The sequence below is a fragment of the Arthrobacter sp. D1-17 genome (genome assembly GCF_054130535.1).
In genome coordinates this window covers 3,660,019-3,685,294 of sequence record NZ_CP096382.1, presented here as the reverse complement: position 1 = coordinate 3,685,294, position 25,276 = coordinate 3,660,019, and the positions used below count along the sequence as shown (strand labels likewise).

The 25,276-nt window shown below is 65.0% G+C and carries 27 protein-coding genes; 13 read left to right on the top strand and 14 right to left on the bottom strand.

Translation table 11 applies throughout. The features are described 5' to 3' along the window. Positions 1-23: 23 nt before the first annotated feature. Positions 24-923 (bottom strand): hypothetical protein, encoded by a 900-nt coding sequence (locus tag M1E01_RS17000; protein ID WP_457972696.1) that lies wholly within the window; start codon positions 921-923, stop codon positions 24-26. 30 nt (positions 924-953) lie between these two features. Further along, complete coding sequence (locus tag M1E01_RS16995) at positions 954-1,760, bottom strand: exodeoxyribonuclease III (RefSeq protein ID WP_457972695.1); 807 nt, start codon at positions 1,758-1,760, stop codon at positions 954-956. Between the two features lie 142 nt (positions 1,761-1,902). Here M1E01_RS16995 and M1E01_RS16990 point away from each other — a divergent pair, with 142 nt between their 5' ends. From M1E01_RS16990 to M1E01_RS16970, 5 genes are all read left to right on the top strand, one after another. Continuing rightward, the gene (locus M1E01_RS16990; RefSeq protein WP_457972694.1) at positions 1,903-3,402 is read left to right on the top strand and encodes a CoA-acylating methylmalonate-semialdehyde dehydrogenase; all 1,500 of its coding nucleotides are present in this window, start codon (positions 1,903-1,905) and stop codon (positions 3,400-3,402) included. Continuing rightward, complete coding sequence (locus tag M1E01_RS16985) at positions 3,402-4,475, top strand: enoyl-CoA hydratase/isomerase family protein (protein WP_457972693.1); 1,074 nt, start codon at positions 3,402-3,404, stop codon at positions 4,473-4,475. Before M1E01_RS16990 ends, M1E01_RS16985 begins: the two co-directional genes overlap by 1 nt. A 94-nt stretch (positions 4,476-4,569) precedes the next feature. Continuing rightward, the gene (mmsB, locus tag M1E01_RS16980) at positions 4,570-5,442 is read left to right on the top strand and encodes a 3-hydroxyisobutyrate dehydrogenase (RefSeq protein WP_457975010.1); all 873 of its coding nucleotides are present in this window, start codon (positions 4,570-4,572) and stop codon (positions 5,440-5,442) included. Between the two features lie 42 nt (positions 5,443-5,484). Beyond that, the gene (locus tag M1E01_RS16975) at positions 5,485-6,264 is read left to right on the top strand and encodes an enoyl-CoA hydratase (protein ID WP_457972692.1); all 780 of its coding nucleotides are present in this window, start codon (positions 5,485-5,487) and stop codon (positions 6,262-6,264) included. Positions 6,265-6,311: 47 nt separating this feature from the next. Continuing rightward, positions 6,312-7,082 (top strand): CPBP family glutamic-type intramembrane protease, encoded by a 771-nt coding sequence (locus tag M1E01_RS16970; protein WP_457975009.1) that lies wholly within the window; start codon positions 6,312-6,314, stop codon positions 7,080-7,082. 12 nt (positions 7,083-7,094) lie between these two features. Here M1E01_RS16970 and M1E01_RS16965 read toward each other — a convergent pair whose 3' ends face one another. Both M1E01_RS16965 and M1E01_RS16960 read right to left on the bottom strand, forming a co-directional pair. Beyond that, positions 7,095-7,361 carry a hypothetical protein gene (locus M1E01_RS16965; protein WP_457972691.1) on the bottom strand — a complete coding sequence of 89 codons (267 nt, stop codon included), beginning with the start codon at positions 7,359-7,361 and terminating at the stop codon, positions 7,095-7,097. 133 nt (positions 7,362-7,494) lie between these two features. Further along, positions 7,495-7,830: an ArsR/SmtB family transcription factor gene (locus tag M1E01_RS16960; protein ID WP_457972690.1), complete on the bottom strand. Its 336-nt coding sequence runs from the start codon at positions 7,828-7,830 to the stop codon at positions 7,495-7,497. A gap of 310 nt (positions 7,831-8,140) precedes the next feature. Between M1E01_RS16960 and M1E01_RS16955 the strand changes: the two genes are divergently transcribed. Then, complete coding sequence (locus tag M1E01_RS16955; RefSeq protein ID WP_457972689.1) at positions 8,141-8,506, top strand: YegP family protein; 366 nt, start codon at positions 8,141-8,143, stop codon at positions 8,504-8,506. Positions 8,507-8,508: 2 nt separating this feature from the next. Further along, on the top strand, positions 8,509-9,216 hold the full coding sequence (locus M1E01_RS16950) for a PAS and ANTAR domain-containing protein (RefSeq protein WP_457972688.1): 708 nt from the start codon (positions 8,509-8,511) through the stop codon (positions 9,214-9,216). A 25-nt stretch (positions 9,217-9,241) separates the two neighbouring features. Here the strand turns inward: M1E01_RS16950 and M1E01_RS16945 are convergent, their stop codons facing one another. Beyond that, a complete protein-coding gene (locus M1E01_RS16945; RefSeq protein ID WP_457972687.1) occupies positions 9,242-9,745 on the bottom strand; it encodes a MarR family winged helix-turn-helix transcriptional regulator in 504 nt (167 codons plus the stop codon). Positions 9,746-9,747: 2 nt separating this feature from the next. After that, on the bottom strand, positions 9,748-11,493 hold the full coding sequence (locus M1E01_RS16940) for an AMP-binding protein (protein ID WP_457972686.1): 1,746 nt from the start codon (positions 11,491-11,493) through the stop codon (positions 9,748-9,750). Positions 11,494-11,742: 249 nt separating this feature from the next. Here M1E01_RS16940 and M1E01_RS16935 point away from each other — a divergent pair, with 249 nt between their 5' ends. After that, entirely contained in the window at positions 11,743-12,876 is a 1,134-nt protein-coding gene (locus M1E01_RS16935) for an acyl-CoA dehydrogenase family protein (protein WP_457975008.1), read from the top strand. Positions 12,877-13,074: 198 nt separating this feature from the next. Here the strand turns inward: M1E01_RS16935 and M1E01_RS16930 are convergent, their stop codons facing one another. The 4 genes from M1E01_RS16930 to M1E01_RS16915 form a co-directional block, all read right to left on the bottom strand. Further along, positions 13,075-13,278: a cold-shock protein gene (locus tag M1E01_RS16930; protein WP_003799085.1), complete on the bottom strand. Its 204-nt coding sequence runs from the start codon at positions 13,276-13,278 to the stop codon at positions 13,075-13,077. Positions 13,279-13,503: 225 nt separating this feature from the next. Continuing rightward, a complete protein-coding gene (locus M1E01_RS16925; RefSeq protein WP_457972685.1) occupies positions 13,504-14,559 on the bottom strand; it encodes a zinc-dependent alcohol dehydrogenase family protein in 1,056 nt (351 codons plus the stop codon). Positions 14,560-14,680: 121 nt separating this feature from the next. Further along, complete coding sequence (locus M1E01_RS16920; protein WP_457972684.1) at positions 14,681-15,307, bottom strand: response regulator; 627 nt, start codon at positions 15,305-15,307, stop codon at positions 14,681-14,683. Then, on the bottom strand, positions 15,304-16,548 hold the full coding sequence (locus M1E01_RS16915; protein ID WP_457972683.1) for a sensor histidine kinase: 1,245 nt from the start codon (positions 16,546-16,548) through the stop codon (positions 15,304-15,306). The genes M1E01_RS16920 and M1E01_RS16915 overlap by 4 nt, the downstream gene beginning before the upstream one ends. 227 nt (positions 16,549-16,775) lie before the next feature. Between M1E01_RS16915 and M1E01_RS16910 the strand changes: the two genes are divergently transcribed. Both M1E01_RS16910 and M1E01_RS16905 read left to right on the top strand, forming a co-directional pair. Further along, a complete protein-coding gene (locus tag M1E01_RS16910) occupies positions 16,776-17,378 on the top strand; it encodes a GlcG/HbpS family heme-binding protein (RefSeq protein ID WP_457972682.1) in 603 nt (200 codons plus the stop codon). Positions 17,379-17,387: 9 nt separating this feature from the next. Further along, complete coding sequence (locus tag M1E01_RS16905; RefSeq protein WP_457972681.1) at positions 17,388-18,194, top strand: ankyrin repeat domain-containing protein; 807 nt, start codon at positions 17,388-17,390, stop codon at positions 18,192-18,194. Positions 18,195-18,349: 155 nt separating this feature from the next. On the opposite strand, the gene M1E01_RS16900 is transcribed toward M1E01_RS16905, so the two are convergent. From M1E01_RS16900 to M1E01_RS16890, 3 genes are all read right to left on the bottom strand, one after another. Next, a complete protein-coding gene (locus tag M1E01_RS16900) occupies positions 18,350-19,540 on the bottom strand; it encodes an acetyl-CoA acetyltransferase (RefSeq protein ID WP_457972680.1) in 1,191 nt (396 codons plus the stop codon). Then, complete coding sequence (locus M1E01_RS16895) at positions 19,537-20,217, bottom strand: 3-oxoacid CoA-transferase subunit B (protein ID WP_457972679.1); 681 nt, start codon at positions 20,215-20,217, stop codon at positions 19,537-19,539. Before M1E01_RS16895 ends, M1E01_RS16900 begins: the two co-directional genes overlap by 4 nt. 62 nt (positions 20,218-20,279) lie before the next feature. After that, the gene (locus M1E01_RS16890) at positions 20,280-20,999 is read right to left on the bottom strand and encodes a CoA transferase subunit A (protein ID WP_457972678.1); all 720 of its coding nucleotides are present in this window, start codon (positions 20,997-20,999) and stop codon (positions 20,280-20,282) included. A 182-nt stretch (positions 21,000-21,181) separates the two neighbouring features. Here M1E01_RS16890 and M1E01_RS16885 point away from each other — a divergent pair, with 182 nt between their 5' ends. Both M1E01_RS16885 and M1E01_RS16880 read left to right on the top strand, forming a co-directional pair. Beyond that, the gene (locus M1E01_RS16885) at positions 21,182-21,955 is read left to right on the top strand and encodes an IclR family transcriptional regulator (protein ID WP_457972677.1); all 774 of its coding nucleotides are present in this window, start codon (positions 21,182-21,184) and stop codon (positions 21,953-21,955) included. Between the two features lie 96 nt (positions 21,956-22,051). Beyond that, complete coding sequence (locus tag M1E01_RS16880; RefSeq protein WP_457972676.1) at positions 22,052-22,954, top strand: NADP-dependent oxidoreductase; 903 nt, start codon at positions 22,052-22,054, stop codon at positions 22,952-22,954. Between the two features lie 42 nt (positions 22,955-22,996). Here the strand turns inward: M1E01_RS16880 and nadE are convergent, their stop codons facing one another. Then, entirely contained in the window at positions 22,997-23,869 is an 873-nt protein-coding gene (gene nadE, locus M1E01_RS16875) for an ammonia-dependent NAD(+) synthetase (protein ID WP_457972675.1), read from the bottom strand. 134 nt (positions 23,870-24,003) lie between these two features. Between nadE and M1E01_RS16870 the strand changes: the two genes are divergently transcribed. Next, entirely contained in the window at positions 24,004-25,251 is a 1,248-nt protein-coding gene (locus tag M1E01_RS16870) for an FAD-dependent oxidoreductase (RefSeq protein ID WP_457972674.1), read from the top strand. Positions 25,252-25,276 lie beyond the last annotated feature (25 nt).

Here is a 25,276-nt window from a genome sequence, read left to right as displayed (position 1 = left end):
CGGCCCGGCTTAGAGGCAGTAGGTTAGGACGCCCGTGCCAGCTGGCGGATCGGGATCCAGCGTGATGCCAACCGCCGGTAGGCGGCCGCGGCACCTGTCATGTCGCCCTCCGCGAGGCACTCGATGCCGAGGCGCACATCCATGGGGGAGTCGTCCGGGTAAACCTTGTCTGCCACTGCACCGTAGTCCAGCTCCACCATGGACTCCGCATGGAAGAGCTCCAGCCACTCGGTGAGCTGGGTCAGGTCATCGAGCATGTCGAGGTCCGGTGCTGCCAGCGCCAGGTTGGCTACGGCGTAGCGCACCCGATCGAGCGCCTCGGTGATTGGAGCCCAGACTCGGACGGTGAGGATCCGGCCGCCTGCCTCCACCACATCCTGCGGATCTGACTCAAGGAACAGGGAGAACCAGCTGAAGGGAATGCCCCATGTGGAAGCCCGGGTATGCACCCGCGTGGCGCCTTCGCGGGCACTGACCAGATCGATCCGCTCCTGGTGCCGGTCACGCTGTTCCTCCGGAATGAGGAGTTCAGCCAGCGGCCCATGAATGCCCTCCATCAGCGCGTTGGCGGCCAATCCGGCCCGCAGCACGAGCTGGCTGGGGCAGTAAAGGAGGCCGCCGCCGTTCGCCTGTGCAGCGTCTTCTTCATCCTTGGACTCGTCCTCGACAGGCAGCCCGGGGGCGCGCGTAACACGGACCAGGTCGGTCCGGCCGGTAGGGAAGGGATCGCCGCCCGGCCGCGTAATCCGTCCGAGGGAGGCCAGCAGTTCGGCATTTTCGACGGCGGCCCGTGACGCTGCCCGGTCGCCGGCAGCCTTGAGCGCTGCGCGTTGGTCCTCAGGAAAAGCTTCCAGAGGCTCATAAACGCGCAGCGTGGACGAGAACGGCAGCCCCGCCTGTCCCCGGTAAAGGCTTCCGGTCATGAATGCCTGCCTGTCACGAGTCCGCCACCATCAGCCGGCCAGCTCCAAAACCACGGGCGCATGGTCAGAGGCGCCCTTGCCTTTGCGTTCCTCACGGTCGATCGATGCGCCGGTGACCCGTGACGCGAGGGCCGGCGAAGCCAGGATGAAGTCGATGCGCATGCCCTCCTTTTTGGGGAAGCGCAGCTGCGTGTAGTCCCAGTAGGTGTACACCCCCGGGCCCGGAGTGTGCGGGCGCACCACATCCGTGTAGCCGACCTGTTCGAACGCGTGGAAGGCGGCCCGCTCGGGTTCGCTGACGTGAGTGTAGCCCTGGGTGAGGAACAGGTCGATGTCCCAGACGTCGTCGTCGGTGGGCGCGATGTTCCAGTCGCCCATCAGCGCCACCTGCGCCTCCGGGTTGTCAGCGATCCAGCCTGCTGCCTGGTTCTTGAGGCTGTCCAGCCACTTGAGCTTGTAGGGCATGTGCTCATCGTTCAGCGCCCGGCCGTTCGGCACGTACAGGCTCCAGATCCGGACTCCGCCGCACGTCGCCGCCATGGCGCGGGCTTCCTGGACAGGGTCTTTGCCGTCCTTGCCGAACACGGGCTGATCCACGAAACCGCGCTCCACGTCCTCGATCCCTACGCGGGAAGCGATGGCCACGCCGTTCCATTGGTTGACGCCGAAGTGCGCCACCTCGTAGCCCATCCGTTCGAAGAGCTCCCAGGGAAAATTGTCGTCCTTGCACTTGGTCTCCTGGATGGCAAGGACGTCGCAGTCAGACCGCTGCAGCCACGCCTCCACGCGGTCGGCACGGGCACGGAGCGAGTTCACATTCCAGGTAGCTATCTTCACAGTCCTAACTTACCGAACTTGGGGCCAGGGTGAGTGGGCTTACCTGCTGATCGCGGCTGCCAACTCTGGAATTTAGTAGGAAGTCCGAGTATATTCAGCACAAGAATGACCTGGGTCACACAATGCAAAGGAGCATTCCATCATGGTGCGCGAACTGTCCCACTACGTTGACGGCCACAGGAAAGAAGGCAGTTCCGGCCGCTTCAGCGACGTCTACGATCCCTGCACCGGCGAGGTGCAGGCCAAGCTCCCGCTGGCCAGCCGGGAGGAAGTCAGCACCGTCATTGCCAGTGCTGAGAAGGCCCAGGAGGAGTGGGGAGCCATGAACCCGCAGCGGCGGGCGCGGATCCTGCTCCGGTTCGTGGACCTCGTCAATGACAACCTGGAAGAACTGGCGAGGCTGCTTTCCTCTGAGCACGGCAAGACCATTGCCGACGCGAAAGGTGACATTATGCGCGGCATTGAAGTGGTGGAATTCTCTGCCGCCGCACCGCACCTGCTCAAGGGCGAGTTCTCGGACAATGCAGCCACCGGCATCGACATCCATTCCATGCGCCAGCCCTTGGGTGTGGTCGCGGGCATCACCCCGTTCAACTTCCCCGCGATGATTCCGCTGTGGAAGTCCGGGCCGGCCCTTGCGGCGGGCAACGCCTTCATCCTCAAGCCCTCCGAGCGCGATCCGTCCGTGCCCCTGCGGCTGGCTGAGCTGTACACGGAGGCCGGCATCCCGGACGGCGTGTTCAACGTTGTCAACGGGGACAAGGAAGCAGTGGACGCGCTGCTGGAGGACGACCGCGTCAAGGCGATCGGCTTCGTCGGGTCCACGCCCATCGCGCAGTACATCTACGCTACGGCGGCCGCCCACGGTAAGCGCGCGCAGTGCTTTGGGGGCGCCAAGAACCATATGGTGGTCATGCCGGACGCGGACCTCGACATGGCAGCCGATGCTCTGATCGGCGCAGGATACGGCTCCGCAGGTGAGCGCTGCATGGCCATTTCCGTGGCCGTTCCCGTGGGCAGGGAAACGGCCGACGCCCTGGTCTCCAAGCTGGAGGAAAGGGTCAAGCACCTGAAAGTCGGCCACAGCCTCGACAAGGACTCGGACTTCGGCCCCGTGGTGGCGGGAGCAGCCAAAGAACGGATTGAAGGCTACATCCAGTCCGGTGTGGACGCCGGCGCCACGCTCGTCGCCGACGGACGAGGACTTACGGTGGAAGGCTACGAGGGCGGGTTCTGGATTGGTCCCACACTCTTCGACAACGTCACCAAAGACATGAAGATCTACAAGGAGGAGATTTTCGGGCCCGTGCTCAGTGTGCTTCGGGCCTCCGACTACGACGAAGCCCTGCGCCTCTGCAGTGAGCATGAGTTCGGCAACGGCGTGGCCATCTTCACCCGCGACGGCGATGCTGCCCGCGACTTTGCCAGCCGGGTGCAGGTGGGCATGGTGGGCGTCAATGTGCCCATTCCGGTTCCCCTGGCCTACTACACCTTCGGTGGCTGGAAGGCATCAGGCTTTGGCGACCTCAACCAGCACGGCCCCGACGCCTTCCGTTTCTACACCAAGACCAAGACCGTGACCTCCCGCTGGCCCTCCGGTATCCGCCAGGGCGCCAGTTTCACCATGCCGGAAGGAAGCTAATGACTGCTGAACAGGCGGAGGGCCCCGCAGACGAGGTCTTGTTTGACCGGCGGGGCCACCTTGGCGTCATCACGCTAAACCGACCCAAAGCGGTTAATGCGCTTACTGCAGGAATGGTGGCGGCCATCATGGAGTGTCTGGCCGCCTGGGAAAACGACGACGGCGTTGCCTCCGTTTTGGTACAGGGCGCCGGTGAGCGGGGCTTGTGTGCCGGCGGCGACATCGTCGCCATTTACCGGGACATCCTCACCGGAGGCGAGGAAACGGCCCGCTTCTGGGAGGCGGAATACCGGCTGAATTCATTCATCTCCCGCTACTCCAAGCCCTACGTCGCGCTGATGGACGGCCTTGTATTGGGTGGCGGCGTGGGAATCTCCGCCCACGGTTCCGTCCGCATCGTGACCGAACGGACCAGGACCGGTATGCCCGAAACCACCATCGGTTTCGTTCCCGACGTCGGCGGCACACTGCTGCTTGCACGGGCACCGGGGGAGGCGGGCACTCACGCGGCCCTGACCGGTGCCCACCTGGACGCAGCCGACGCCCTGTTCCTCGGCCTGGCGGACCACTTCATTCCGTCCACCAAGCTCGACGGTCTCCAGGCGGCGCTGGAAAACGAAACTGCGGAAGACGCCGTCGGGCGCTTCACGGAACAGCCGCCGCCCTCTGCCCTGGAGGCCCAGCGGGACTGGATCGACACCTGCTACGCCACGGACGACGCGGAGGAGATCGTGCGGAGGCTGCGCGCGGCTGGCGGGGAAGCAGCCAAGGCGGCCGAAACGATTGAATCGAAGTCACCAACCTCTGTGAAGGTGACCCTCGCAGCACTGCGCAGGGCCCGCGGACTGAGCCTGGATGAAGTCCTCGCGGAGGAGTACCGTGTGGGTCTTCGCTGCCTGGCCGGACCGGACTTCCGTGAAGGCATCCGCGCCCAGGTAGTGGACAAGGACCGCAACCCGCAATGGCAGCCGCCCACCCTGTCGGAGGTGCAGGCGCACGACGTCGAGCGGTACTTTGCGCCGTTGGGGGAGAGGGAACTGGTTTTGTTGGAAAGGGAGAGCGACCATGCCTGAGCATGCGGGAGAGGAAGTTACCGGAGAGGCGGAGGGTCCGGCGGACGGTTCGGCGGGCCCGAAGGAGCACATTGCCTTCCTGGGGCTCGGCCACATGGGCGGACCAATGGCGGTCAACCTTGTCAGGGCGGGCTACTCGGTAGTGGGATACGATGTGGTGCCCGCGGCTCTTGAAGCTGCCCGCGAGCACGGCGTCCCCACGGTTGGCAGCGCGGCGGATGCCGTGGCGGGAGCGGACGTCGTTCTCACCATGTTCCCCAGCGGCCAGCATGTGCTGGAGGCGTACCGCGGTGCGGACGCGCAGCTGGGACTGCTCGCCGCGGCCGCTCCGGGCACGATGTTCCTGGACTGCTCCACCATCAATGTGGACGAAGCGCGGGAAGCAGCACGGCTCGCGGTCGAAGCCGGTCACCGGGCTGTGGACGCGCCGGTTTCAGGCGGAGTGGTGGGAGCGGAGGCGGGGACGCTGACGTTCATGGTGGGGGCGCTGCCGGAGGACTTTGAAGCGGTGCGGCCGATACTGGAAGTGATGGGCAAGCGTGTTGTGCACTGCGGGGACCATGGTGCCGGACAAGCCGCGAAGGTTTGTAACAACCTGATTTTGGGGGTGTCCATGATCGCTGTCAGCGAGGCCTTTGTCCTCGGCGAGAAGCTGGGGCTGACGCACCAGGCCCTGTTTGATGTCGCTTCCGCGGCCTCAGGCCAGTGCTGGGCCCTGACCACGAACTGCCCGGTTCCGGGGCCGGTGCCCACCAGCCCTGCCAACCGCGACTACCAGCCGGGGTTCGCCGGGGCCCTGATGGCGAAGGACCTGAAGCTGGCCCTGAACGCCATCCAGAACACCGGAGTTGCGGCCCGTATGGGACCGCTGGCCTCTGAAATCTATGACGCCTTCGCCGCGGAAGGCGGGGCCGGACGCGATTTCTCCGGCATCATCACGGACATCAGGGACAAGTCCGGTAAGTAGTCTTAGCTTTGACAGCAGGGCCGAATCACGTGAGAGGGACGCATGACGCAGGAGTACGGGAACATTCTGGTGGAGCGCCGCGGGCGTGTGGGACTTGTGACCCTCAACCGGCCCGAGGCGCTGAACGCCCTGAACAAGGCGACGCTGGATGAGCTCGTAGCCGCGGTATCCGGGATGGACTCGGATCCCGGCGTGGGCGCGGTCGTCCTCACCGGGTCGGGGAAGGCCTTCGCCGCCGGTGCCGACATCAAGGAAATGGCATCCAAGGGGTACATGGAGATGTACGACGCCGACTGGTTCCGTGGCTGGGAAGACCTCACCAGACTGCGGATTCCGCTGGTCGCGGCGGTCTCTGGCTTCGCCCTGGGCGGCGGCTGCGAACTGGCGATGATGTGCGACATCCTCATTGCCGGGGACAATGCCAAGTTCGGCCAGCCTGAAATCAATCTCGGAGTGGTCCCGGGAATGGGCGGCTCGCAGCGGCTCACCCGGGCAGTGGGCAAGGCCAAGGCGATGGACATGATCCTCACCGGCCGGTTTATCGGGGCCGAAGAGGCAGAACGGTCCGGGCTGGTCTCCAGGGTGGTGCCGGCAGAGGACACGGTCGAGGAGGCACTGAAGGCGGCCGAAATCATTGCCTCCAAGTCCAAACCCGCCGCCATGCTGGCCAAAGAGGCAGTGAATGCGGCCTTCGAGACGGGGCTGGCCCAGGGCGTGCTGTTCGAGCGCCGCTTGTTTCATTCGCTCTTTGCCACTGAGGACCAGAAAGAAGGCATGGCGGCATTCACCGAGAAGCGCCAGCCGGAGTTCAGGCACCGGTGAACATTCCCGTGACCGAACAGCGTGCGGCTCAGAGGACGTCCTTGCGTGTGGCCCCCGCGGCCATGCTGTCGCTGTCCGGCTTTCTCCTCTTTGCCCTGCACCAGCAGCTCTTGGGCTACACGCTGCTGGCCGCCGCACTGGCAGGTGCCGCGCTGGTGGACCGTGCGCTGCTCCGTGACCTCATGCTTATCGCCGTCGGCATCCTGGTGATCAGCGCGGTTCCCATCACCACCGATGTCAGCACGGAACACATGATCGTCATGGGTTCGGCGATGGTCGCGGCCGTGGGCATTCCGTATGCGGTGTCCCGCTGGGTGACCAAGGAGCACGCCATTGTCTTCCCGGTGATGACCGGGAACAAATGGACCCGCGGTGAAAAGCTGTATCTGCCCGTGGTGGTGGTGCTGGGGTACGCAGTGCTGCCCTTCTATATGATCCGGACCGGCGTCTACAACAACTGGCCGGCCGTCCACGATCCCGACGGCATCGCGCGGCTTTTCATAGGAACCAACGCCTTGGGGATCTGGGACGAGCTGTTCTTCATCTGCACCACGTTCGCCCTGCTGCGTCGCCATCTGCCCGACTGGCAGGCCAACGTCCTGCAGGCGGTCCTGTTCACATCGTTCCTGTGGGAGCTGGGGTTCAAGGCGTGGGCGCCGTTTTTCATTTTCCCGTTCGCGCTCCTGCAGGCACGCATTTTCACCGTGACCAAGTCCCTGTCCTACATCGTGGCGGTCCACCTGCTGTTCGATTTCGTGCTGTTCCTCGTCCTGCTGCACGCCCACAACCGGGAATGGTTCGACATATTCCTCTACTGAGCAGGCTGCCCGCTACTGGGCCGGCTGGGTGGCGGCCACTTGGGCGGGTGCGCCGAAAAGCCACGCCGCGACGTCGCTCCGCAGGACCTGATGGGGGCTGCCCGTGGCGCTCACGCTTCCGGTGGGCACGTAGTAGCCTCGCCCTGCCCCGGCACCTCCGGCGGCACGGTCCAGAGCCTGGATCAGCTGTCGGCTCAGGTGGCCCTGCGGCCCTGTGGCCCGGAGCTCCTCGAGTTCATGCGGAGCGAGACGCCCCAGAACAGCGGCAATGTCGGCCATGATCGTTCCCTTCTCGCCCAGGTTCCCAGCACATGGGGACTCAGGAGAGCAACGTTAGGGCACGGCTATTAACGCCGGGTGAAATTCCGGCGGCGGTAAGCAAACATCCTGCCGCGTATGAGCCGCTCTGGCGTCAGCCCGCCGTCTGGAGATTTGCGGAGGGTTGCCGGACGGAGCCGAGCAGCCCGCCAGCCGCTTCCAGCACGCCCCTGACATTGGAGCAGGAGAGCTCATAGAAGAGCCGGCCGTCCTTGCGTGAGGGGATGATGAGGTGCTGGCGCCGCAGAATGCCCAGATGCTGGGAAAGATTGGAGGCTTCGAGGCCGGTAGCATCCCGCAGGCGGCTCACGGCGACAGGGCCGTCAGCCAGCATCTCGAGAATGAGAATCCGCGCCGGGTGCCCCATGGACTTGAAAAGGTCTGCCTTCGTGTCGCTCAGGATCAGGTCACCTGACATGTCATCCATCATGGATTTCCTTCGCTGCAGTCCTCAACCCGATGCCGACGCCGCGGACCGCCGCGCCTAGGGTCAAGTATAGAGACAGAACGGTCTGTCTCAGACCATCAATTTTTTCAGCAGCCGTGATCCACTATCTTAGCGCCGCTTTCAGTTCTGCGTGAGGGGTTGCCTGCGCGGACAGGCCTTGCCAAGCCCTGCGATCTAGTTCACAATTTTATAAATTCATCAATTCGATTCCTGCTGCATGCGAGGCGTGAAGCAGGGCTTGCTTGGACTGCTTCCGGTGCCAATGGCGTCACCGGAAGCCTTGGTATTTTGCATGATTGAGGAGGGCGCTGTGGCCGGCATGTTCGAAATTTTCCTTGACGCCGATGCGGCGTTCAGATTCCAGCTCACAGCCCCGGATGGCTCGGTGCTGGCTGTTTCGCGGGCCTTTCCCGATAAAGAAGCTGTGATAAAGGGCATCGCCGCAGCCCGCGAGTATGCAGGCACGGGGCATGTAAGGGAGCTGCCGCGACCTGGCCGTGAACGCCCATCGCCCCGCCAGGCCGCTGTGCCGGTAGCGGCCATGCCGGACAAGCGACGCAGCCACACAGGACATTCCGATCTGTGGCCGGTGCGCAGGGCCTCCGGTTCGGCCCGCCCGCGGGTTTCCACCTCCGCCAACCAGTCGCCCGGCGCCTGAGGATGGACGGACCGGAGGCGGCCGAAGGGGACGCGATCCTGCAACCGAAAAGCCTCAGAACGTACTCCAGCGCCCTTGGCGGCGCAGACTGCCTCGCCGGGACGTTCCATTACGATGTATCAACCCAGGAGCTGCAGTGGTCCGACGAGGTCTATGTCCTCCATGGCTACCAGCGCGGCGAGATCGTACCGAGCATCGAGCTGGTGTACTCCCATAAACACCCGGACGACCGGGACCGCTGCCATGAAGCCTTTGCCGCGGCTTGCGTCTCGGGCGGCTATTTCGCCAGCTACCACCGCCTCATTGATTCCCGGCTGCGCGAACACCGGGTCCTCACCGCAGGAGAAGCGGTGGTTGGCTCGGGTGCGCTGAAAAGGGTGGACGGCTTTATTCTCGATCTCACCGCCACGCTGCATTCAGAAACAGAGCGGGCGGCCCGGGAGGCGGTGGAGGGAGCGCTGGGGACGAGAAGCACTATTGAGCAGGCCAAGGGGATTCTGATGGGTTTCCTGCGGATTGGCTCGGAGGCCGCATTTGATCTTCTCGCGACCCACAGTCAACAGACCAACATCAAGGTAGCCAGTACTGCCGCTGACCTGGTGCAACTTGCCAACAACCCGCACCAAATCGCCCTGCTGGACACCTTTATCGGGGAGCTGCAACGCTGCATGGACCGCCGCGCGCAAAGGGGAGCGGCGCAGGGCGGCTAACGGCTGCAGCGGAACCCAATGAAACTCACTTCGAGAAGTCTCCGGCCTGGCGGCGGAATTCCCCAAGGATACGGATCAGCTGGTCCACGTCCCCGTCAGCGAAGCCGGAGTTGCTGAAAACCTCAGTATTGAGAACCGCCGTCGCACGTTTGGCCAGGGTGCGCCCCTCGGCGGTGAGCTCTATCAGCGTAGTGCGGCCATCGGTGGGGTGTGGGGACCGGGCCACGAGTCCCGCTTTTTCAAGACGGTCTACGGCGTTGGTCACGGAGGTCGGATGGACTTGGAGCAGGGCACTTGCCTTGTTCATCGGCAGCGCACCACTGCGGGCGAAACTGAGCAGGGCCAGCAGCTCATACCTGGCGAATGTCAGGCCGAAGGGCTTCAGGGCGCCCTCGATGCGCGCCAGCAGGATCTGCTGCGTGCGCATAATGGCAGTGATCGCGGCCATGGCGGCAACATTGCCCCAGCCGTGACGTTCCCAGTTCCGCTGGGCGTCGGCGATCGGGTCGCGGGGCAGAGGCGTTGCCATGCTCATCCCTTGCTTTTGAGGCCCGGAAAGTCCGCTTCCGAATATTCCGTGCCCAGGCCGTAGGGGAGCGACGGCCCGCTGGGCTCAAAGCCGCCGCCGTGCCGTAGTTCTTCGCTGTGCCGCAACTCCACTCGGCGGATCTTGCCGGAGATGGTCTTAGGCAGTTCAGCAAATTCAATCCGGCGGATGCGCTTGAAGGGCGCCAGGTGGTCCCGGCAGTAGCGCAGGATCTCCTCGGCGAGTTCGGGACCGGGCTGGTGCCCTGCGGCAAGGACCACGAACGCCTTGGGCACGGACAGTTTGACCGGATCGGGGGACGGCACGACGGCGGCCTCCGCCACCGCTGGATGCTCGATCAGCACGCTTTCCAGCTCGAACGGGGACAGGCGGTAGTCGGAGGACTTGAACACATCGTCGCCGCGGCCAACATAGGTGATGACCCCGTTCTCATCCCTGCTGGCCATGTCCCCGGTGTGGTAATAACCGTCGCGGAAGGCATCGGCCGTCTTTTCCGGGTCACCGTAGTACGCCTTCATCAGCCCGACGGGACGGGGGTCCAGGCGCAGGCACAGCTCGCCGTCGTCCCCTTCTTTTCCCGTCGCAGGGTCCACAAGCACCACGTCGTACCCGGGCAGGGGCTGACCCATGGCGCCGACCTTGACGGGCTGGCCCGGGGTGTTGGCCACCTGCACGGTGGTCTCGGTCTGGCCGAAGCCGTCGCGGATGGTCTGTCCCCAGGCCCGGTAGACCTGCCCGATTACCTCGGCGTTGAGCGGCTCGCCGGCCGAAACCACCTTGACGGGTGGATTTTTCAGGAGGGTCAGGTCTGCCTGGATGAGCATGCGCCATACTGTGGGCGGTGCGCAGAAACTCGTCACCTTCTCACGCTCCATCTGTTCCATCAGGGCGCGGGCGTCAAACCGTTCGTAGTTGTAGATGAAGACGCAGGCCTCGGCGATCCACGGGGTGAACACGTTGGACCATGCGTGCTTGGCCCATCCGGGGGAGGCCACGTTCAGGTGAACGTCGCCGGGCTCGAGGCCGATCCAGTACATCGTGGAGAGGTGGCCCACGGGGTAGGACGTGTGCGTGTGCTCCACGAGCTTGGCCTTGGATGTGGTGCCGGAGGTGAAGTACAGCAGCAGGGTCTCGTCGGCCCTGGTGGGCGCATCCGGAGTGAAATCCTCCGATGCCGCCCCGGAGTCCGAATACTGCAGGGTGCCAGGCCGGCCGGTCCCCGCAGCGCCGACTTCTATAAGCCGGTAGGCGCCCGGAACGTCGGTGAATTTGTCGATGTTGGAACTTCCGACGGCGGCCCAGGCCGCCTCGCCGCGCTCGACACGGTCCTTGAGGTCCGCCGGACCCATCAGCGTGGTGGTGGGGATGAGCACGATGCCGAGCTTGATGCCGGCCAGCATGAGCTCCCAGAGCTCCACCTGGTTGCCGAGCATGATGATCATCCGGTCGCCTCGCCGCACGCCCTGGCTCCGCAACCAGTTAGCGGCCCTGTTGGAGCTTGCCGACAGGTCGGCGAAGCTGCGGCGGGTGGCTGAGCCGTCCTGTTCCACAATCACCAGTGCGGGCTTGGCACCTGTTGCCGGATCCGCTGCCAGCGAGTCGAACCAGTCCAGGGCGAAGTTAAACTCCTTGAAACGCGGCCACTGGAAGCTGTCCCTGGCCTGCCCGTAGTCATTGCGCAGGGCCAGCAGCTGGTCGCGGGCTGTGCGGAAGTCGTCAGTGACTGTCATGAGGCACCTTTCGCCTGAAGCGTGCACGTCCTAGTGATTCATATCACTCTGCAATATACTAGGACATCCAAGGGTTTGAAAGAGCGAAGGGACCACCCTGTGCAACCACAAGGACCGAACAGCGGACATATCGTGGAGGCCCAAGCCGGGACGGCTCCCGGGTGTGAAGGGGAGGATGGGCCGGCTGTTCCCGGTCCTGAAGCAGGGGAACTCGGCTGGCCGCTCCCGCCTTTCCCCGACGCCGACCTTCTGTACATTGCCGATCTGCTGGCTGCGGACGAACGGAAGCGGTACATGGAGATCCGGGAGTTTCTCCAGTCCAGGGTCAGGGCGCAGTCCATTGACTACTGGAACAGGGAGGAGTTTCCCTTCGGGCTGCTGGCCGAGATGGGGAAACGGGGGCTCGGAGGGCTGCAGACTGACGGTACGTCCCGGCTGTTCAAAGGCCTCATGTACGTCGAAGTGGCCAGGGCCGACGTGTCTCTTTCCGCCCTCGTGGGCATCCATAATGAGCTTATTGTCGGCATGGTCCATGCGCTGGGTTCCGAGGAACAGAAGCGGCGCTGGCTGCCGGGCCTGACGGCGTTCACCCAATTGGGCGCCTTCGCCCTGACGGAGCCGGACCACGGCTCGGATATCGCGGGGGGCCTGGCAACCACGGCCCGCCTCGAGGATGGGGAGTGGGTGATTAGCGGCTGCAAGCGGTGGATCGGCGCAGGCACGATCGCGGATTTCGCCCTTGTATGGGCACGTGATGAGGCCGATCAGCAGATTAAGGGCTTCATTGTTGAAACCGATCGCCCCGGGTACACCGCCACCAAGATCTCCAACAAGATCGGCCTGCGCATCATGCAGAACGCAGACATCGTGCTGGATGATGTCCGTATCCCGGAAGCCAACCTGCTTCCCGGAGCGACGGACTTTTCCACAGCCAACGAGCTGCTGCGGGACTCGCGTGCCTGGGTGGGGTGGCAGGGGGCAGGGATCCAGCTGGCGGCCTTTGACGTCGCGCGCTCCTATTCCCTGCAGCGCCGGCAGTTCGGCAGGGAGCTGGCCCGTTTCCAGCTGATTCAGCAGCAACTGGCCGAAATTCTGGGCAACGCATCGGCGTCACTGGCGTTGATGGCGCAGGTCGCCCGGATTCAGGAGGAGGGCAGGCTGGAGATGGCACAGGCTGCGATGGCCAAGTCCACCACCACCCGGCTCGCCCGCTCGTCTGTGGCGATGGGGCGCTCGCTGCTCGGCGGCAACGGCATCAGCAGCGATTTCGAGATGGGCAAGCTGTTCGGGGATGCCGAAATCCTCTACACGTACGAGGGCAGCTACGAGATCAACTCGCTGATCGTGGCCCGGGCCGTCACCGGGAAGTCAGCCTTCGTCTAGGGCTCGGGGTGCTTTAGTCCCGGCCCGGCATTTTTGCACTGCTTTTCCGGTTGGTCCCTTGCCTATGGGTTGCGGCAGGGCAGTCTTCGGCAAGGAGATGCCGCGGCGAAGCGGTGCAGCAATGCCGGACCGGTGGACGGTGGCAAACCAAAACTCCCCTGCCGTGCCAGGCACGGACAGGGGAGTTTTGGTAAACAGTTAGAGTGGGCGAATGTTCTCTGCCTGCGGACCCTTGGGGCCCTGGGTCACCTCGAATTCGACCTTCTGGTTTTCATCCAGGGAGCGGTAGCCGCTGCTGGCAATTGCCGAGTAGTGTGCGAAAACATCTGCAGATCCGTCATCCGGAGCGATGAATCCGAAGCCCTTTTCGGCGTTGAACCATTTAACTGTGCCTGTTGCCATGTGCTGCTACTTCCTTTGTAACCCTTATTTCTGGTCCTGCTCCTGCGGCAGGCAGATGAGGAGAATCTTTTCCCCTGTCTCCAACCTAGGGGCAGCACGCTGAGGGTGCAATAGCTGCAGTCATCATCCGTCCCATCCATTACCGCAGGCCACGGCCACGTTTGATACCTCAGCCGGGGCTCGGAGCGGTGTTCCCGCGCAGGGAAAAGGCGCTTGGTGGGGCTGTCAGGGCGCCAGCAGCACCTTGATGGCCCGGCGCTGGTCCATCGCTTTGTACGCCTCAGGCGCCTCTTCCAAAGACATTTCCACGTCGAATACCCGGCCGGGGTTGATCTTGCCCGCGAGCACGTCGGCCAGCAGTTCCGGTATATAGGTGCGTGCCGGAGCCATGCCGCCGGAGACGGTGATGTTTTTGTCGAACAGGTAGCGCAGCGGGATCTCCGCGCCCCCGGTCGGAACGCCGACGTAGCCGAGCACCCCTCCTGGGCGGACCGAGTGCAGCGCCTGCTCCATGGACTCCTTGGTCCCCACGCACTCCAGCACTGAATCGGCCAGCACGCCGCCCAGCAGCTCACGGACCTTCGCCACACCCGCATCCCCGCGTTCCGCAACTATGTCCGTGGCGCCAAATTCCTTCGCAAGAGCCTGCCGGTCGGCGTGGCGGGACATCGCGATAACGCGCTCTGCCCCGAGCCGCTTCGCTGCCAACACCCCGCAGAGACCCACTGCGCCGTCGCCGACAACCACCACAGTCCTGCCCGCGGAGACCTGGGCGCTGAGCGCGGCGTGGTGGCCGGTGGCCATCACATCGGACAGCGTGAGCAGGTTTTTGCGGAGTGCGTCATCCGGGTCCCTGACGCCGGGCACCGGAACGAGCGTGGACCCGGCCATCGGGACACGCACCGCCTCGCCCTGCCCGCCGTCGATCCCATGCCCCGAGTCGTCGTGTCCGCCCCAGCCAGCGAGCCTGTCGCAGGCCACGGTGACGCCGTTGCGGCACTGCGGGCACTCGCCGCAGCTGACCACGAAGGGCGCGACCACGAAGTCGCCTTCCCTGATGCCCTGCACGTCGTTGCCGACGCTCTCCACCACTCCGATAAACTCATGGCCGATGGCTGTGGGCCGGTGGATGGGCTTCACGCCCCGGTACGGCCAGAGGTCGGAGCCGCACACGCAGGCCGCCGCTACCCTAACCACTGCGTCGGTGGGCAGCTGGACCGCAGGGTAGTCCCGGTCTTCCACCCTGATGTCTCCGGGGCCGTGGATGATCGTTGCGCGCATAAAACTGCTCCTCAGCTCGGGGACCGGTATGTGGCAAGTAGTCCAGCCGCGCCCACGCCAGCCGGCTCCGCCACATATTGCGGTCGGGCAGCTTCGTGCCCGGCCGCCACTGCCCAGGCGCTCAGCGCATTCCTTCGCGCCTGATGGCAGTGGCGATGGCGGCGGCCCTGGTTTCCACGCCGAGCTTCGCGTAAATGTGAGCCAGGTGTGTCTTGACCGTGGCCTCCGAGATGAAAAGGCGCTGCCCGAGCTCGCGGTTGCTGAGGCCCTCGATAAGGAGGCTGAGCAGTTCCGCCTCGCGCGGCGTGAGGACTTCGTCCGGGTTCCGCAGCTGCTGGAACAACCGCGAGGCCACCGGGGCGCTCATCACACTCTTTCCCTGGACCGCCCCCCGGACGGCGGCGAAGATCTCCTCCGGTGCGGCGTCTTTCAGGAGGTAGCCCATGGCCCCGGCATCGACGGCCCGCACGATGTCGGCGTCCGAATCATAAGTGGTGAAGACGAGCACTGCCTGCTTGCTGTTGCGCTTGCGGATCTTCCGGATCGCCTCGATGCCGTCCATTCCGGCGCCCATGGCAAGGTCCATCACCACTACGGCCGGGTGGTGCTGGTCCACCTTGTCCAAGGCTTCTTCACCCGAGGCGGCCTCGGCAATGACAGTGATGTCGGGCTGGGTTCCCAGCAGAGACTTGAGCCCGCTGCGGACCACGAGGTGGTCATCCACAAGGAGCACGGTAATGGCGTTCATGTGTCCTCCTGACCCGCGCTGTGAATGACCTGGTGGACCGTCGGATGCACAGGCAACTGCGCCGCCACAATTGTGCCTTCCCCTGGGGTGCTTTCCACCGAGAATACGCCTCCCAGCTGCTCCACGCGCTGCCGCATGGCCCGGAGCCCGTAGCCTCCGGCGTCCGACGGCGGTGCTGCCGCCGCGGGATCAAAGCCGGCTCCGTCGTCGTAAATGTCCAGGGTGACGGACGACGGCAGGAAACCGAGCGTGAGCGTGGTGCTGGTGGCCGAAGCGTGGAGCTTGATGTTGGCCACAGCGCTCTGGACGACCCGCAGGAGGGCATGCCGGACTTCGGCGGGGACGGTCCGGGGCTCTCCCGTCACCAGCAACCGGGCTTCCGGCACGTACTGCATCGCGGCCTGCAGCAACGCGTCGGGCAGGGGGGAGGCCTCGAGGCCGGGGGAGGCCAATTCATGAACCAGGCTGCGGGTTTCGGCGAGGTTCCGGCGGAGCAGTTCAGTCGCGTCCCGGAGGTCGTGCCGGGATGCTTCCGCGGGCCAGGCACGGTGCGCCGCCTCCAGCAGAAGCAGACTGCTGGCGAGCCCCTGCGTAACGGTGTCGTGGATCTCCCGGGATACCCGCTCGCGTTCAGCGATGGTCCCCGCCCGCCGCTCACTGGCGGCCAATTCTCCTTGGGTGCGCGAGACTTCCGCGTGCAGGCGGCGCTGCTCGGCGGCGTCGTGCTCTATGCGGTCATAGATCAGCGTCAGCATGGCACCTACGGCGAGCGGCCCGAGCAACATGGCGAGGTCAGAGCCGTTGCTGAGGCGGAACAGCCCGACGGCGGTTGCGGCCGCCGTCGCTCCCGCGGCCACGTATGCCACGGTTCCCGTAAACGCAGTGCGGCAAAGGAAGAAGGGTGCAAAGGAGCACCAGGCGAAGCTGGGAGCTGCGATGACCAGCACGGCCCAGAGCGCCACGAGGGCGAACATCCAGACCGCCCACGGCCGCCGCCGCTGGGCTAGTACCGCTATGACCGCGTAGAGAAAACACGAGGCCGCGGCCAGGCCCAGGACTACAAGGTTGTCTGCGGGGCTGTGGCGCATCACGTAGCGGACCACGGATGCCACCATCAGGACAGCAAAGCCAAGGTGGACGGCGGCATCAATGCGGCCAAGGCTTGCAGGTGCTTCGGCGGCTGCGGGTGCCGATTTTTCAGCGTCAGGTGCCGGGACAGGTGCGGAGGCTGGGGCAGGCATGGTGATCCGGTTCCGGTCGGGGAAATGCTATTCACCCATGCTATTGCCCGCGCCGTCGCTGGTCTCTCAGACTTTCGGCTGATACCGCTGGCTTTTCGACGGAGCCGGGTGACGACAGATGCCTGATGTGCCACAGTTCCGGCACCGCGCACTATGGAAAGGTACCGAATCGTCGGCTGAAAGTTCAGCCGCAAGTTTAGCCCGAACTGCACCAAGAGGAGCACACCGTGAAGAAGTCCAACAAGGTTTTTGCCGTCGCCGCCGCAGGGGCACTCGTCCTGACCGCCGGAGCCTCGGTCGCCGCAAACGCCGGAAATGCCTCCTCGGCGCAGGCGGCAGCACCGGCAGCAGTGCCGGTTGCAGCGCCGGCCGTTGTGCCGGCCGCAGACGTCCAGCCCGGCCAGAACAACGTCGTGTCGCAAAATCGCATCACTGTAGGGGCATCGGCCAAGGCTGTGGGGGCGGCGCTGGCCAAGTGCCAGGCGGACAAGCTGCCCTTCGTTACCGTGGCGCTTGTCGACCGTTTTGGCACCGTTCAGGCGCTCCTCAGGGGAGACAACGCAGCCGAGCACACCATCGAATCAGCCAAGCAGAAGGCCTACACCGCAGCCGCCTTCGGTGCCCCCACCAGCGAGCTGGCCAAGCGGATCACAGGCACCGGATCGAGCATCGCCGACCTGCCCGGCACCCTGTTCCTGCCCGGCGGCGTTCCGCTGAAGGTCAATGGTGTGTCTGTGGCGGGGATCGGCGTCGGCGGCGCTCCTGACGGCAAGCTCGACGAGGCCTGCGCCAATGCCGGGGCTACTGTTCTCGCCGGCGCTGCTGGGTAGGCTCTGCATATGGCGCGGATGCAGCGTGGCAGGCAGGCAACACTCCCGATGGCGGCCTTGGGCCTGGCCGTGGCGGTGCTGGCGGGCTGCAGTTCCGGGGATGCAGGGGGCGGGGCAAGCGAAAGCACTGCAGACAGCAGTGCCTCGGGCAGCGCCGCTGCCGGATCCGCTGCGGACAACCCTGCCTCGGGCAGTGCCGCTGCCGGGGAGTCGCCGGCCGCCGTTTCCGCCCCGCCACAGCCAAAGCCGGACGCGACCAAGACAAAGCCGCCGGCAGGGCAGCCTGCCGTTTCTTCCCGCCCCCCGTTGTCGCCAGAAGCCCAGGCAGAGCTGGACCAGCGGCTAATCCGTGCGGCGAAGGCCAACGACGTGCCGCTGGTCAAGGAGCTGATCCGGGCCGGCGGGAACGTCAATGCCAAGGACGCCGTCCAGGACTCGGCCTTCCTGTATGCCGGTGCCGAAGGTTTTAACGAGGTCCTCCGGCTGACCCTGGCCAACGGTGCGGACGTGACGAGCACCAATCGCTTTGGCGGGACGGCCCTCATTCCGGCCAGCGAACATGGCCATGTGGAGACCGTCCGGATCCTGATTGCCGCCGGCGTCCCGGTCAACCACGTTAACAACCTAGGCTGGACGGCAATGCAGGAGGCCATCCTCCTGATTGACGGCGGCCCAAGGCAGCAGGAGGTTGTCCGGCTGCTGCTTGCTGCCGGTGCGGACCCCGACATCCGCGATCCCCAGGGACGGACGGCCTTGGAGAACGCCGAACGCCTGGGCTTCGTGGCGATTGCAGCGCTTATCCGCGGCCGCGGCTAGCGCTCATCCCGGCCCGCGCCGCTGAATTGGCCCACCTTTCGCACCGAAGTACGGCGGCGCGCCGCACTTTTGGTGCGACGCGCCGCCGTCGTCATTCAAAGCTGGGGACTTTCAGCAGGGCGGTAAATCTAGAAGGCGGTACATTCAGAAAGGGGTTAGACGGCCTCAAGGATGCTGACGTAGTTGGCGATCCCCACTCCGCCCATGTTCTGCACCGCCGCGCGGCGGGGGCTGGCAAGCTGCATGCCGCCGGCGGTCCCGGTGAGCTGCATGGCGGCGATAACGTGCTGGGACACACCCGTGGCGCCCACGGGATGGCCCTTCGCCTTGAGCCCGCCCGAGACGTTGACGGGCAGTTTGCCGTCCTTGAACACCCAGCCTTCCTCCACTGCCCGTGCGCCCTGGCCGGGACCGACCAGGCCCATGGCCTCGTACATCAGGAGCTCGGCGATGGTGAAGCAGTCGTGAACCTCGGCGAAGTCCAGGTCTTCCAGTCCGACGCCCGCCATCCCCAGCGCCCGCTGCCAGGAGACGCGCGTGGCAGCGAAGGCCGTGGGGTCGCGGCGTGCCGCTGGAAAGAAGTCATTCGCCTGCCCGAAGCCGGTGAGCCGGACGGGGAAGGTGGCGCCGGGGCCGGCGCCGGGCGAGGTGGAGAGAACGACGGCGGCAGCGCCATCGGACACGGGGGAGCAGTCGGTACGCCGCAGGGGATCGGCCACCATGGGGTTTTTGTCTGAGACGGTGCGGCAGAACTCTTCGCCGAGGTCCTTGCGCAGCTGGGCGTAGGGGTTGTCTACACCGTTGCGGTGGTTTTTCGCGGCGATGGTGCCTAGGACGTCGGAAACCCGGCCGTAGCGCTTCTCGTAGTGTTTGGCGACGTCTGCGAAGAGCCCGGTGAAGCCGGTCGTGGATGCCTGACCGGCCATGTCATAGTCAGCTCCGAGAAGAGCAGACCCCACCACGTCGGCCCCTGCATGCGTCATCTTTTCGGCACCGATGACAAGGACGGTCTTCGCGGTTCCCGCCAGCAGTGATTTGGTGCCCTGCTGGAATGCGGCCGAGCCGGAGGCGCAGGCGTTTTCGACGCGCGTAGCGGGAACATTGGCGAGCTGGTCCGAGACCTGCAGGGCCAGGGAGGACGGGAAGGCCAGCGGCATCATGCCGGAGTTGAACTGGCCAAGGTAGATTTCATCGATCTGGCCGGCTTCGATACCTGCATTGCTGATCGCTTCCGTGGCAACCTGGACGATCAGGGACTCAAGCGTCTCGTCGGTGAGTTTGCCGAAGCGGCTGTGGCCCCATCCTGTGAGCAGGACATCCTTGCCGAACTGTTCCTTCAAACTCATGCGGTGGCTCCTTCAAATTCGAGGGCGATGTCGAATGCCGCTTCCGTCTTTTTGTGAATGTCCACAAGGCTGACGCCGGGTGCGAGGCGGGTGAGCGTGAGCCGCCGGCCGCCGCCTGCTTCCTGTTCGTTCCGCACAAGATCAAAGACCGCCAGGTCACTGATGATCCGGTCCACCACGGCGACGCCGGTGAGCGGGAGCCTGCATTGGGCGACTATCTTGGGGCTGCCGTCCTTGGCATTGTGCTCGGTGAGCACCACCACGCGCGGGGTCCCGGCGACGAGGTCCATTGCGCCGCCCATGCCCTTGACCATCTTTCCCGGGATGGTCCAGTTGGCGAGGTCGCCGTCGCCGGACACCTGCATGGCGCCCAGGATGGCCACCTTTACGTGCCCGCCGCGAATCATGCCGAAGGAGGTGGCGGAGTCGAAAATGCTGCCGCCGGGCAGGACCGTGACGGTCTGCTTGCCGGCGTTGATGAGGTCGGCGTCTTCCTCGCCCTCGAACGGGAAGGGGCCCATGCCAAGCAGGCCATTCTCGCTTTGCAGCACCACGCGGACGCCGTCGGGCAAATTGTTAGCGACGAGCGTCGGGATGCCGATGCCGAGGTTGACGTAGTCGCCGTCGTTCAGTTCTTCCGCCGCGATGGCAGCCATTTCATCCCTGGTCCAGGCCATGGGGTACTCCTTGTCCTAAAGAAAGTGGAGGCTTAAGTGTTCGTTCGGGCTGGGTGCCGGTATCAGGCGGGTACTGCAGTTGCAGTGCGCGGACGGACCGTGCGCTGCTCGATGTCCTTGATGCGGTTGCTGGCGCGGACCAGGTGCTGAACGTACACGCCGGGCGTCACGATGTGGTTCGGGTCCAGCTCACCCGGTTTTACGATCAGCTCGGCCTCCGCAACAGTCACTGCTCCTGCCGAGGCCACCACGGGGTTGAAGTTCCGCGCGGTGTAGCGGTAGATCAGGTTGCCGTCAGTATCGGCGGTGTGCGCGTGGACCAGTGCGACGTCCGCACGGATGGCGCGCTCCTGAATGTATGTTTCGCCGTCGAACTCTGCCAGCGGCTTGCCCTCGGCAACCAGAGTGCCCACTCCTGTCTTTGTATAAAACGCCGGGATTCCTGCGCCGCCGGCCCGGAGGCGTTCAGCGAGGGTGCCCTGCGGCGTGAACTCCACCTCGAGCTGCCCGGCGAGGTACTGCTCAGCGAACAGCTTGTTTTCACCCACATAGGAGGCGATGACCTTGCGGACCTGGCCGGCTTCGATGAGGATGCCCAGGCCCTTGCCGTCCACGCCCATGTTGTTCGAGACCACCGTCAGGTCCCGCACGCCGGAGTCGCGCACTGCTTCAATCAGGTCGGCCGGAATGCCGCTCAGGCCGAAACCGCCGACAGCGAGCGTCACGCCGTCCTGCAGCACACCGTGCAGGGCCTCAGCGGCGCCGGATTCCAGTTTGGACATGTCTTCTCCTCATTGAGTGGGTATGACGGGTATCCACCTTGTGGACTTGGCCTCAGGTTCCCGAGCGTACGAGCCGCCGACAGGCAGTGTCAAGGCTGACTACCACGCCGTATACGGGGCTTCTTACACTGTGGACGGTATGCTTAGGAGTGTCCACATTATGAGTATCAAGGGAGTTTTTTATGAACCAGATGCCCATCCAGGGAGCGCAGGTGGTGAGCCGTATAGCCGCGCTCCTGCGCATTGTCGGACGCAAGCCTGAGGGGAACCCGCTCGTGGAGCTGGTGCGGGAGTCCGGGCTGACCCGCCCCACCGTTCACCGGCTGCTGACCTCCTTGGCCGCGGAGGGGCTCCTGGATCATGATGCCCGCACCGGAAACTGGGTGTTGGGACCGGAAATCCTGCTGCTGGGATCCGTGGCATCAGCCCGTTTCCCGCTGGAAGACGTCGCGAGGCCCAGCCTTCGACGGCTTGCCGAGGAAACCGGCGAAAGCTCCTTCTTTTCAATACGCCGGGGCCACGAGACTGTGTGCCTGCTGCGCGAGGAAGGCAGCTTCCCCGTGCGCTCGTTCGTGCTGCACGAGGGCGTCCGGTTTCCGCTGGGGGTCGCTTCCGCCGGAACCGCCATCATGGCCTTCCTGCCTGAGGACGAACAGGAGCAGATCCTCGCGACGTGGGAGGACCATGCCGGCCGCTTCGCGGACGCTCACACTGAAACCGTGGTCAGGGCCAACCTGAAACGCACCCGGGAGACCGGCTACTCAGTCAACCCAGGTCTAGTGCTTGAAGGCAGCTGGGGCATGGGTGCAGCGGTCTTTGACAAGGCGGGCCGGCCCGCGTGGGCTCTGTCCCTGACAGGTATCGAGCCGCGCTTCCGCCCCGAACGGCAGGAGTTGCTGGGCAGGCTGCTGATGGAGGAGGCCCACCGGATCAGCCTCCAGCTGGGTGCGCCGTAGCAGCGGCTTGATGGCCACCTGGGGCTGTTGTGATCACCCGCACCGCTGCCTACTCTTGCAGTAAATCGCCATTCCCCCATTCGAGGAGCTATTGCTGTGAGCACCAGGATCTACTTCGAGGAATATGGCAGCCCGCAGGTGCTGAAGGTAGGGGCCGAAGAGCTGCAGGATCCGGGCGACGGGCAAGTCCGGGTGGAATTCCGAGCCGTGAGTGTCAATCCCGCGGACTGGAAGCTCGTGGCCGGATACCTGAAACAGTGGTTTCCGCTTGCGTTCCCGGCGGTGCCAGGATGCGAGGCGGCGGGCGTGGTGACGGCCGTGGGTCCCGCCTTCGAGGGCTTTACCCCAGGCGATGAAGTCATCTGGAACGGGATCATGGGCGGCTACCGCACCGAAGCGCTGGTGCCGGCGGATGAACTGACACCCCTGCCCATCGGTGTCGACTTCGAGCAGGCAGCCTGCATTCCTGTCGCCGGGGGCGCGGCCTACTCGGCACTTAAACAGCTTGACGTCGGCGAGGGAGACACGCTCCTGATCCATGGGGCAGCAGGCGGGGTGGGCTCAGCCGCTATCCAAATGGCCCAGTTCTTCGGAGCTACAGTCATAGGCACTGCGTCTGAGGGCAATCATGAGTTCCTGGAGCAACTGGGAGCGCTTCCGGTGGCGTACGGCAGCGGCCTGGCCGAACGCGTCCAGGGGCAGGGGGAGGTGACCGCCGTCCTTGACACAGTGGGAACTGAGGAAACGGTGGCGGCTACGCTGGCCATGCTTCAGGACCGGAGCAGGGCAGTGACCACGGTTCCCGGCCAACTGTCAACGGACGCAGGAATCGCACCGCTCCGGCTGCAGGGAGGACGCGTCCAGGATGCAGCCACGCTGGCCGCGGACGGCCAGGTCACGTTCCCGGTCTCCCAGCGAATGCCGCTGATTGAAGCGGTGGACGCACTGGAGATCAGCCGCTCGGGACACGCCCGCGGCAAGATCGTGCTGCTGCCGTAATTCCTGGTGACATCAGCGGGGTTACATCAGCCGGGGGTTACATCAGCCCAGCCGGCTCAGGTCAGATCCCCACCCGCGGTTCTTCCGGTCCTTATGCTTCCACCAGGTGTCGAAGATAGAGACAGGAACGGTGCGCTTGTGCCGCGTGCGGAGGTACTTTTCCTCGATCAGCTCCGCGACGTTCTCCTCCACGTCGCGGCCCTCGAGGTAATCGTCGATCTGGTCGTACGTCAGGCCCAGCTCGTCCTCATCCGTCCGGCCGGGCTTGTCGTCCAGCAGATCCGCGGTGGGCACCTTCTTCCAGACCCGTTCCGGAGCGCGGAGGTGCTCCAGGAGAGCGCGGTTCTGCCGCTTGTTCAGGCCAAACAGCGGCAGAATGTCGGCACCGCCGTCGCCGTATTTCGTGAAAAATCCGGTCACGGACTCTGCGCCGTGGTCGGTGCCGATCACGAGGTAGTTGTGCTCGCCGGCCAAAGCGTACTGGGCGATCATGCGGGTGCGGGCCTTGGTGTTGCCCTTGTGGAAGTCCGAGATTCCGTTGCCTACGGTCTTCTCGAATTCCTCCTCGAAGCCGTCCACTGCGGCGGAGATGTTAAAGGTCCACTCTGTCTTCGCCTGGATGAAGTCCAGGGCCGCCCGAGCGTCGTCCTCATCGTGCTGCACGCCGTAGGGAAGGCGGACAGCAACAAAGTTTGCGTCAACACCCTCGGAGGCAAGCTCCTCGACCGCCAGTTGGGCGAGCTTTCCGGCCAGGGAAGAGTCGAGGCCCCCCGAAATGCCCAGGACGAAGCCCTTGGTGCCGGTGGCTTTCAGGTATTCCTTAAGGAAAGTGACTCGTTTGCGCACCTCCTCTGCGGGGTCGATCCGGGGCTGGACGCCCATTTCTTCGATGATCCTGGCCTGGAGTTCGCGCATGTGACCCACACTAGCCAGCAGTGCAAGCCCTGCTCAACTGTGTCCTGCGGACCCACAGGCGTGGAATGTCTTTCTGGCACAGGGACTCGCCGGCTCTGCGCACGCTTGGAACAGCGGAGGCGTAGCGTTGTTCCATGGAGCGAACAGGGTGCGTGGTGGCCGGCGGTGGACCGGCAGGCATGATGCTGGGCCTGCTGCTGGCCAGGGCCGGCGTGAAAGTCACCGTGCTTGAAAAACATCGCGATTTCCTCCGGGATTTCCGTGGCGACACCGTGCATGCAGCCACCATCCGGCTCATTGACGAACTGGGTTTAGGGAGCGCCTTCCGGGCGCTGCCCCAAAGCCGCCTGCGCAACGTCGCCTTCCCCGTGCCCGGCGCCGGCCTGGTGACCCTGGGTGATTTTGCATCCCTGCGCCCGCCCTACAACTACATCGCCATGATGCCGCAGTGGGACTTCCTGAACTTCCTGGCCGAAGCGGCCGCGGAAGAACCCACCTTCACACTGCGGATGGAGCATAAGGCAACGTCCTTGGTGTACGACGGCGGGCGGGTCGCCGGAGTGCGGTACGGAACCACGGCGGGGGCCGAGGGCGAGATCCGAGCGGACCTGGTGGTGGCCGCGGACGGGCGGCACTCCGCTCTGCGGCAGGCTGCAGGCCTCGTGCCCACGGAATTCCCGGTGCCGTTCGACACCTGGTGGTTCAAGCTGCCACGCTATCCCTCGGAAAAAGGGGAAGTGGCCGGGATCGTGCCTGCCTTCCGGGAGGGTGAAGCCATGATCGCCCTGTTCAGGACCGACTACTACCAGATGGGCTATCTGGGACCCAAAGGTGCGGACGCCCGGCTCCGCCGTGAGGGCGTGGAACGGTTCAGGGAACGGGTCGCCGGTCTGCGGCCAGACCTTGCGGACCGTGTAGATGCGATTCGCTCCATGGATGACCTGCACTGGCTCGACGTGCGGCTCAACCGGCTGCGGCGGTGGTACGTCGACGGGATGCTGTGCATCGGAGATGCGGCCCACGCGATGTCGCCCGCCGGGGGAGTTGGAATAAACCTCGCCATTCAGGACGCCGTGGCGGCAGCAGCGCAGCTTGCCCCGGCGCTTCTGCGCGGGCAGGTCACCCTGAAGGAGCTCGCGGCGGTGCAGCGCCGCCGGTGGATGCCCACCGTTGTTGTGCAGACGGCGCAGCGCGCCATGCACCGCGCCGTCTTTGTGCCGCTGTTTACAGGAAGAAGGGCAGGGGCGCCGGCTCTGCCGCTGTTCGTGGCGCAGCACGTGCCGGCCGCCCGCAAGATCATGCCCCGCCTGATCGCCTTTGGTCCCAGGCCCGAGCATGCGCCGGGGTTCGCCCGCCGGCAGGACCCACGGGCGGTGGCATAGGGTGGCGCTTTCACAATCCGGTGAA

What these genes read in the sequence shown, in the direction of transcription:
- M1E01_RS17000 (WP_457972696.1), bottom strand. Translation starts at nt 923, where the DNA reads ATGACCGGAAGCCTTTACCGGGGACAGGCGGGGCTGCCGTTCTCGTCC.
- M1E01_RS16990 (WP_457972694.1), top strand. Translation starts at nt 1,903, where the DNA reads ATGGTGCGCGAACTGTCCCACTACGTTGACGGCCACAGGAAAGAAGGC.
- M1E01_RS16985 (WP_457972693.1), top strand. Translation starts at nt 3,402, where the DNA reads ATGACTGCTGAACAGGCGGAGGGCCCCGCAGACGAGGTCTTGTTTGAC.
- mmsB (WP_457975010.1), top strand. Translation starts at nt 4,570, where the DNA reads ATGGGCGGACCAATGGCGGTCAACCTTGTCAGGGCGGGCTACTCGGTA.
- M1E01_RS16975 (WP_457972692.1), top strand. Translation starts at nt 5,485, where the DNA reads ATGACGCAGGAGTACGGGAACATTCTGGTGGAGCGCCGCGGGCGTGTG.
- M1E01_RS16965 (WP_457972691.1), bottom strand. Translation starts at nt 7,361, where the DNA reads ATGGCCGACATTGCCGCTGTTCTGGGGCGTCTCGCTCCGCATGAACTC.
- M1E01_RS16960 (WP_457972690.1), bottom strand. Translation starts at nt 7,830, where the DNA reads ATGATGGATGACATGTCAGGTGACCTGATCCTGAGCGACACGAAGGCA.
- M1E01_RS16955 (WP_457972689.1), top strand. Translation starts at nt 8,141, where the DNA reads ATGATTGAGGAGGGCGCTGTGGCCGGCATGTTCGAAATTTTCCTTGAC.
- M1E01_RS16950 (WP_457972688.1), top strand. Translation starts at nt 8,509, where the DNA reads ATGGACGGACCGGAGGCGGCCGAAGGGGACGCGATCCTGCAACCGAAA.
- M1E01_RS16945 (WP_457972687.1), bottom strand. Translation starts at nt 9,745, where the DNA reads ATGGCAACGCCTCTGCCCCGCGACCCGATCGCCGACGCCCAGCGGAAC.
- M1E01_RS16940 (WP_457972686.1), bottom strand. Translation starts at nt 11,493, where the DNA reads ATGACAGTCACTGACGACTTCCGCACAGCCCGCGACCAGCTGCTGGCC.
- M1E01_RS16930 (WP_003799085.1), bottom strand. Translation starts at nt 13,278, where the DNA reads ATGGCAACAGGCACAGTTAAATGGTTCAACGCCGAAAAGGGCTTCGGA.
- M1E01_RS16925 (WP_457972685.1), bottom strand. Translation starts at nt 14,559, where the DNA reads ATGCGCGCAACGATCATCCACGGCCCCGGAGACATCAGGGTGGAAGAC.
- M1E01_RS16920 (WP_457972684.1), bottom strand. Translation starts at nt 15,307, where the DNA reads ATGAACGCCATTACCGTGCTCCTTGTGGATGACCACCTCGTGGTCCGC.
- M1E01_RS16915 (WP_457972683.1), bottom strand. Translation starts at nt 16,548, where the DNA reads ATGCCTGCCCCAGCCTCCGCACCTGTCCCGGCACCTGACGCTGAAAAA.
- M1E01_RS16905 (WP_457972681.1), top strand. Translation starts at nt 17,388, where the DNA reads ATGGCGCGGATGCAGCGTGGCAGGCAGGCAACACTCCCGATGGCGGCC.
- M1E01_RS16900 (WP_457972680.1), bottom strand. Translation starts at nt 19,540, where the DNA reads ATGAGTTTGAAGGAACAGTTCGGCAAGGATGTCCTGCTCACAGGATGG.
- M1E01_RS16895 (WP_457972679.1), bottom strand. Translation starts at nt 20,217, where the DNA reads ATGGCCTGGACCAGGGATGAAATGGCTGCCATCGCGGCGGAAGAACTG.
- M1E01_RS16890 (WP_457972678.1), bottom strand. Translation starts at nt 20,999, where the DNA reads ATGTCCAAACTGGAATCCGGCGCCGCTGAGGCCCTGCACGGTGTGCTG.
- M1E01_RS16885 (WP_457972677.1), top strand. Translation starts at nt 21,182, where the DNA reads ATGAACCAGATGCCCATCCAGGGAGCGCAGGTGGTGAGCCGTATAGCC.
- nadE (WP_457972675.1), bottom strand. Translation starts at nt 23,869, where the DNA reads ATGCGCGAACTCCAGGCCAGGATCATCGAAGAAATGGGCGTCCAGCCC.
- M1E01_RS16870 (WP_457972674.1), top strand. Translation starts at nt 24,004, where the DNA reads ATGGAGCGAACAGGGTGCGTGGTGGCCGGCGGTGGACCGGCAGGCATG.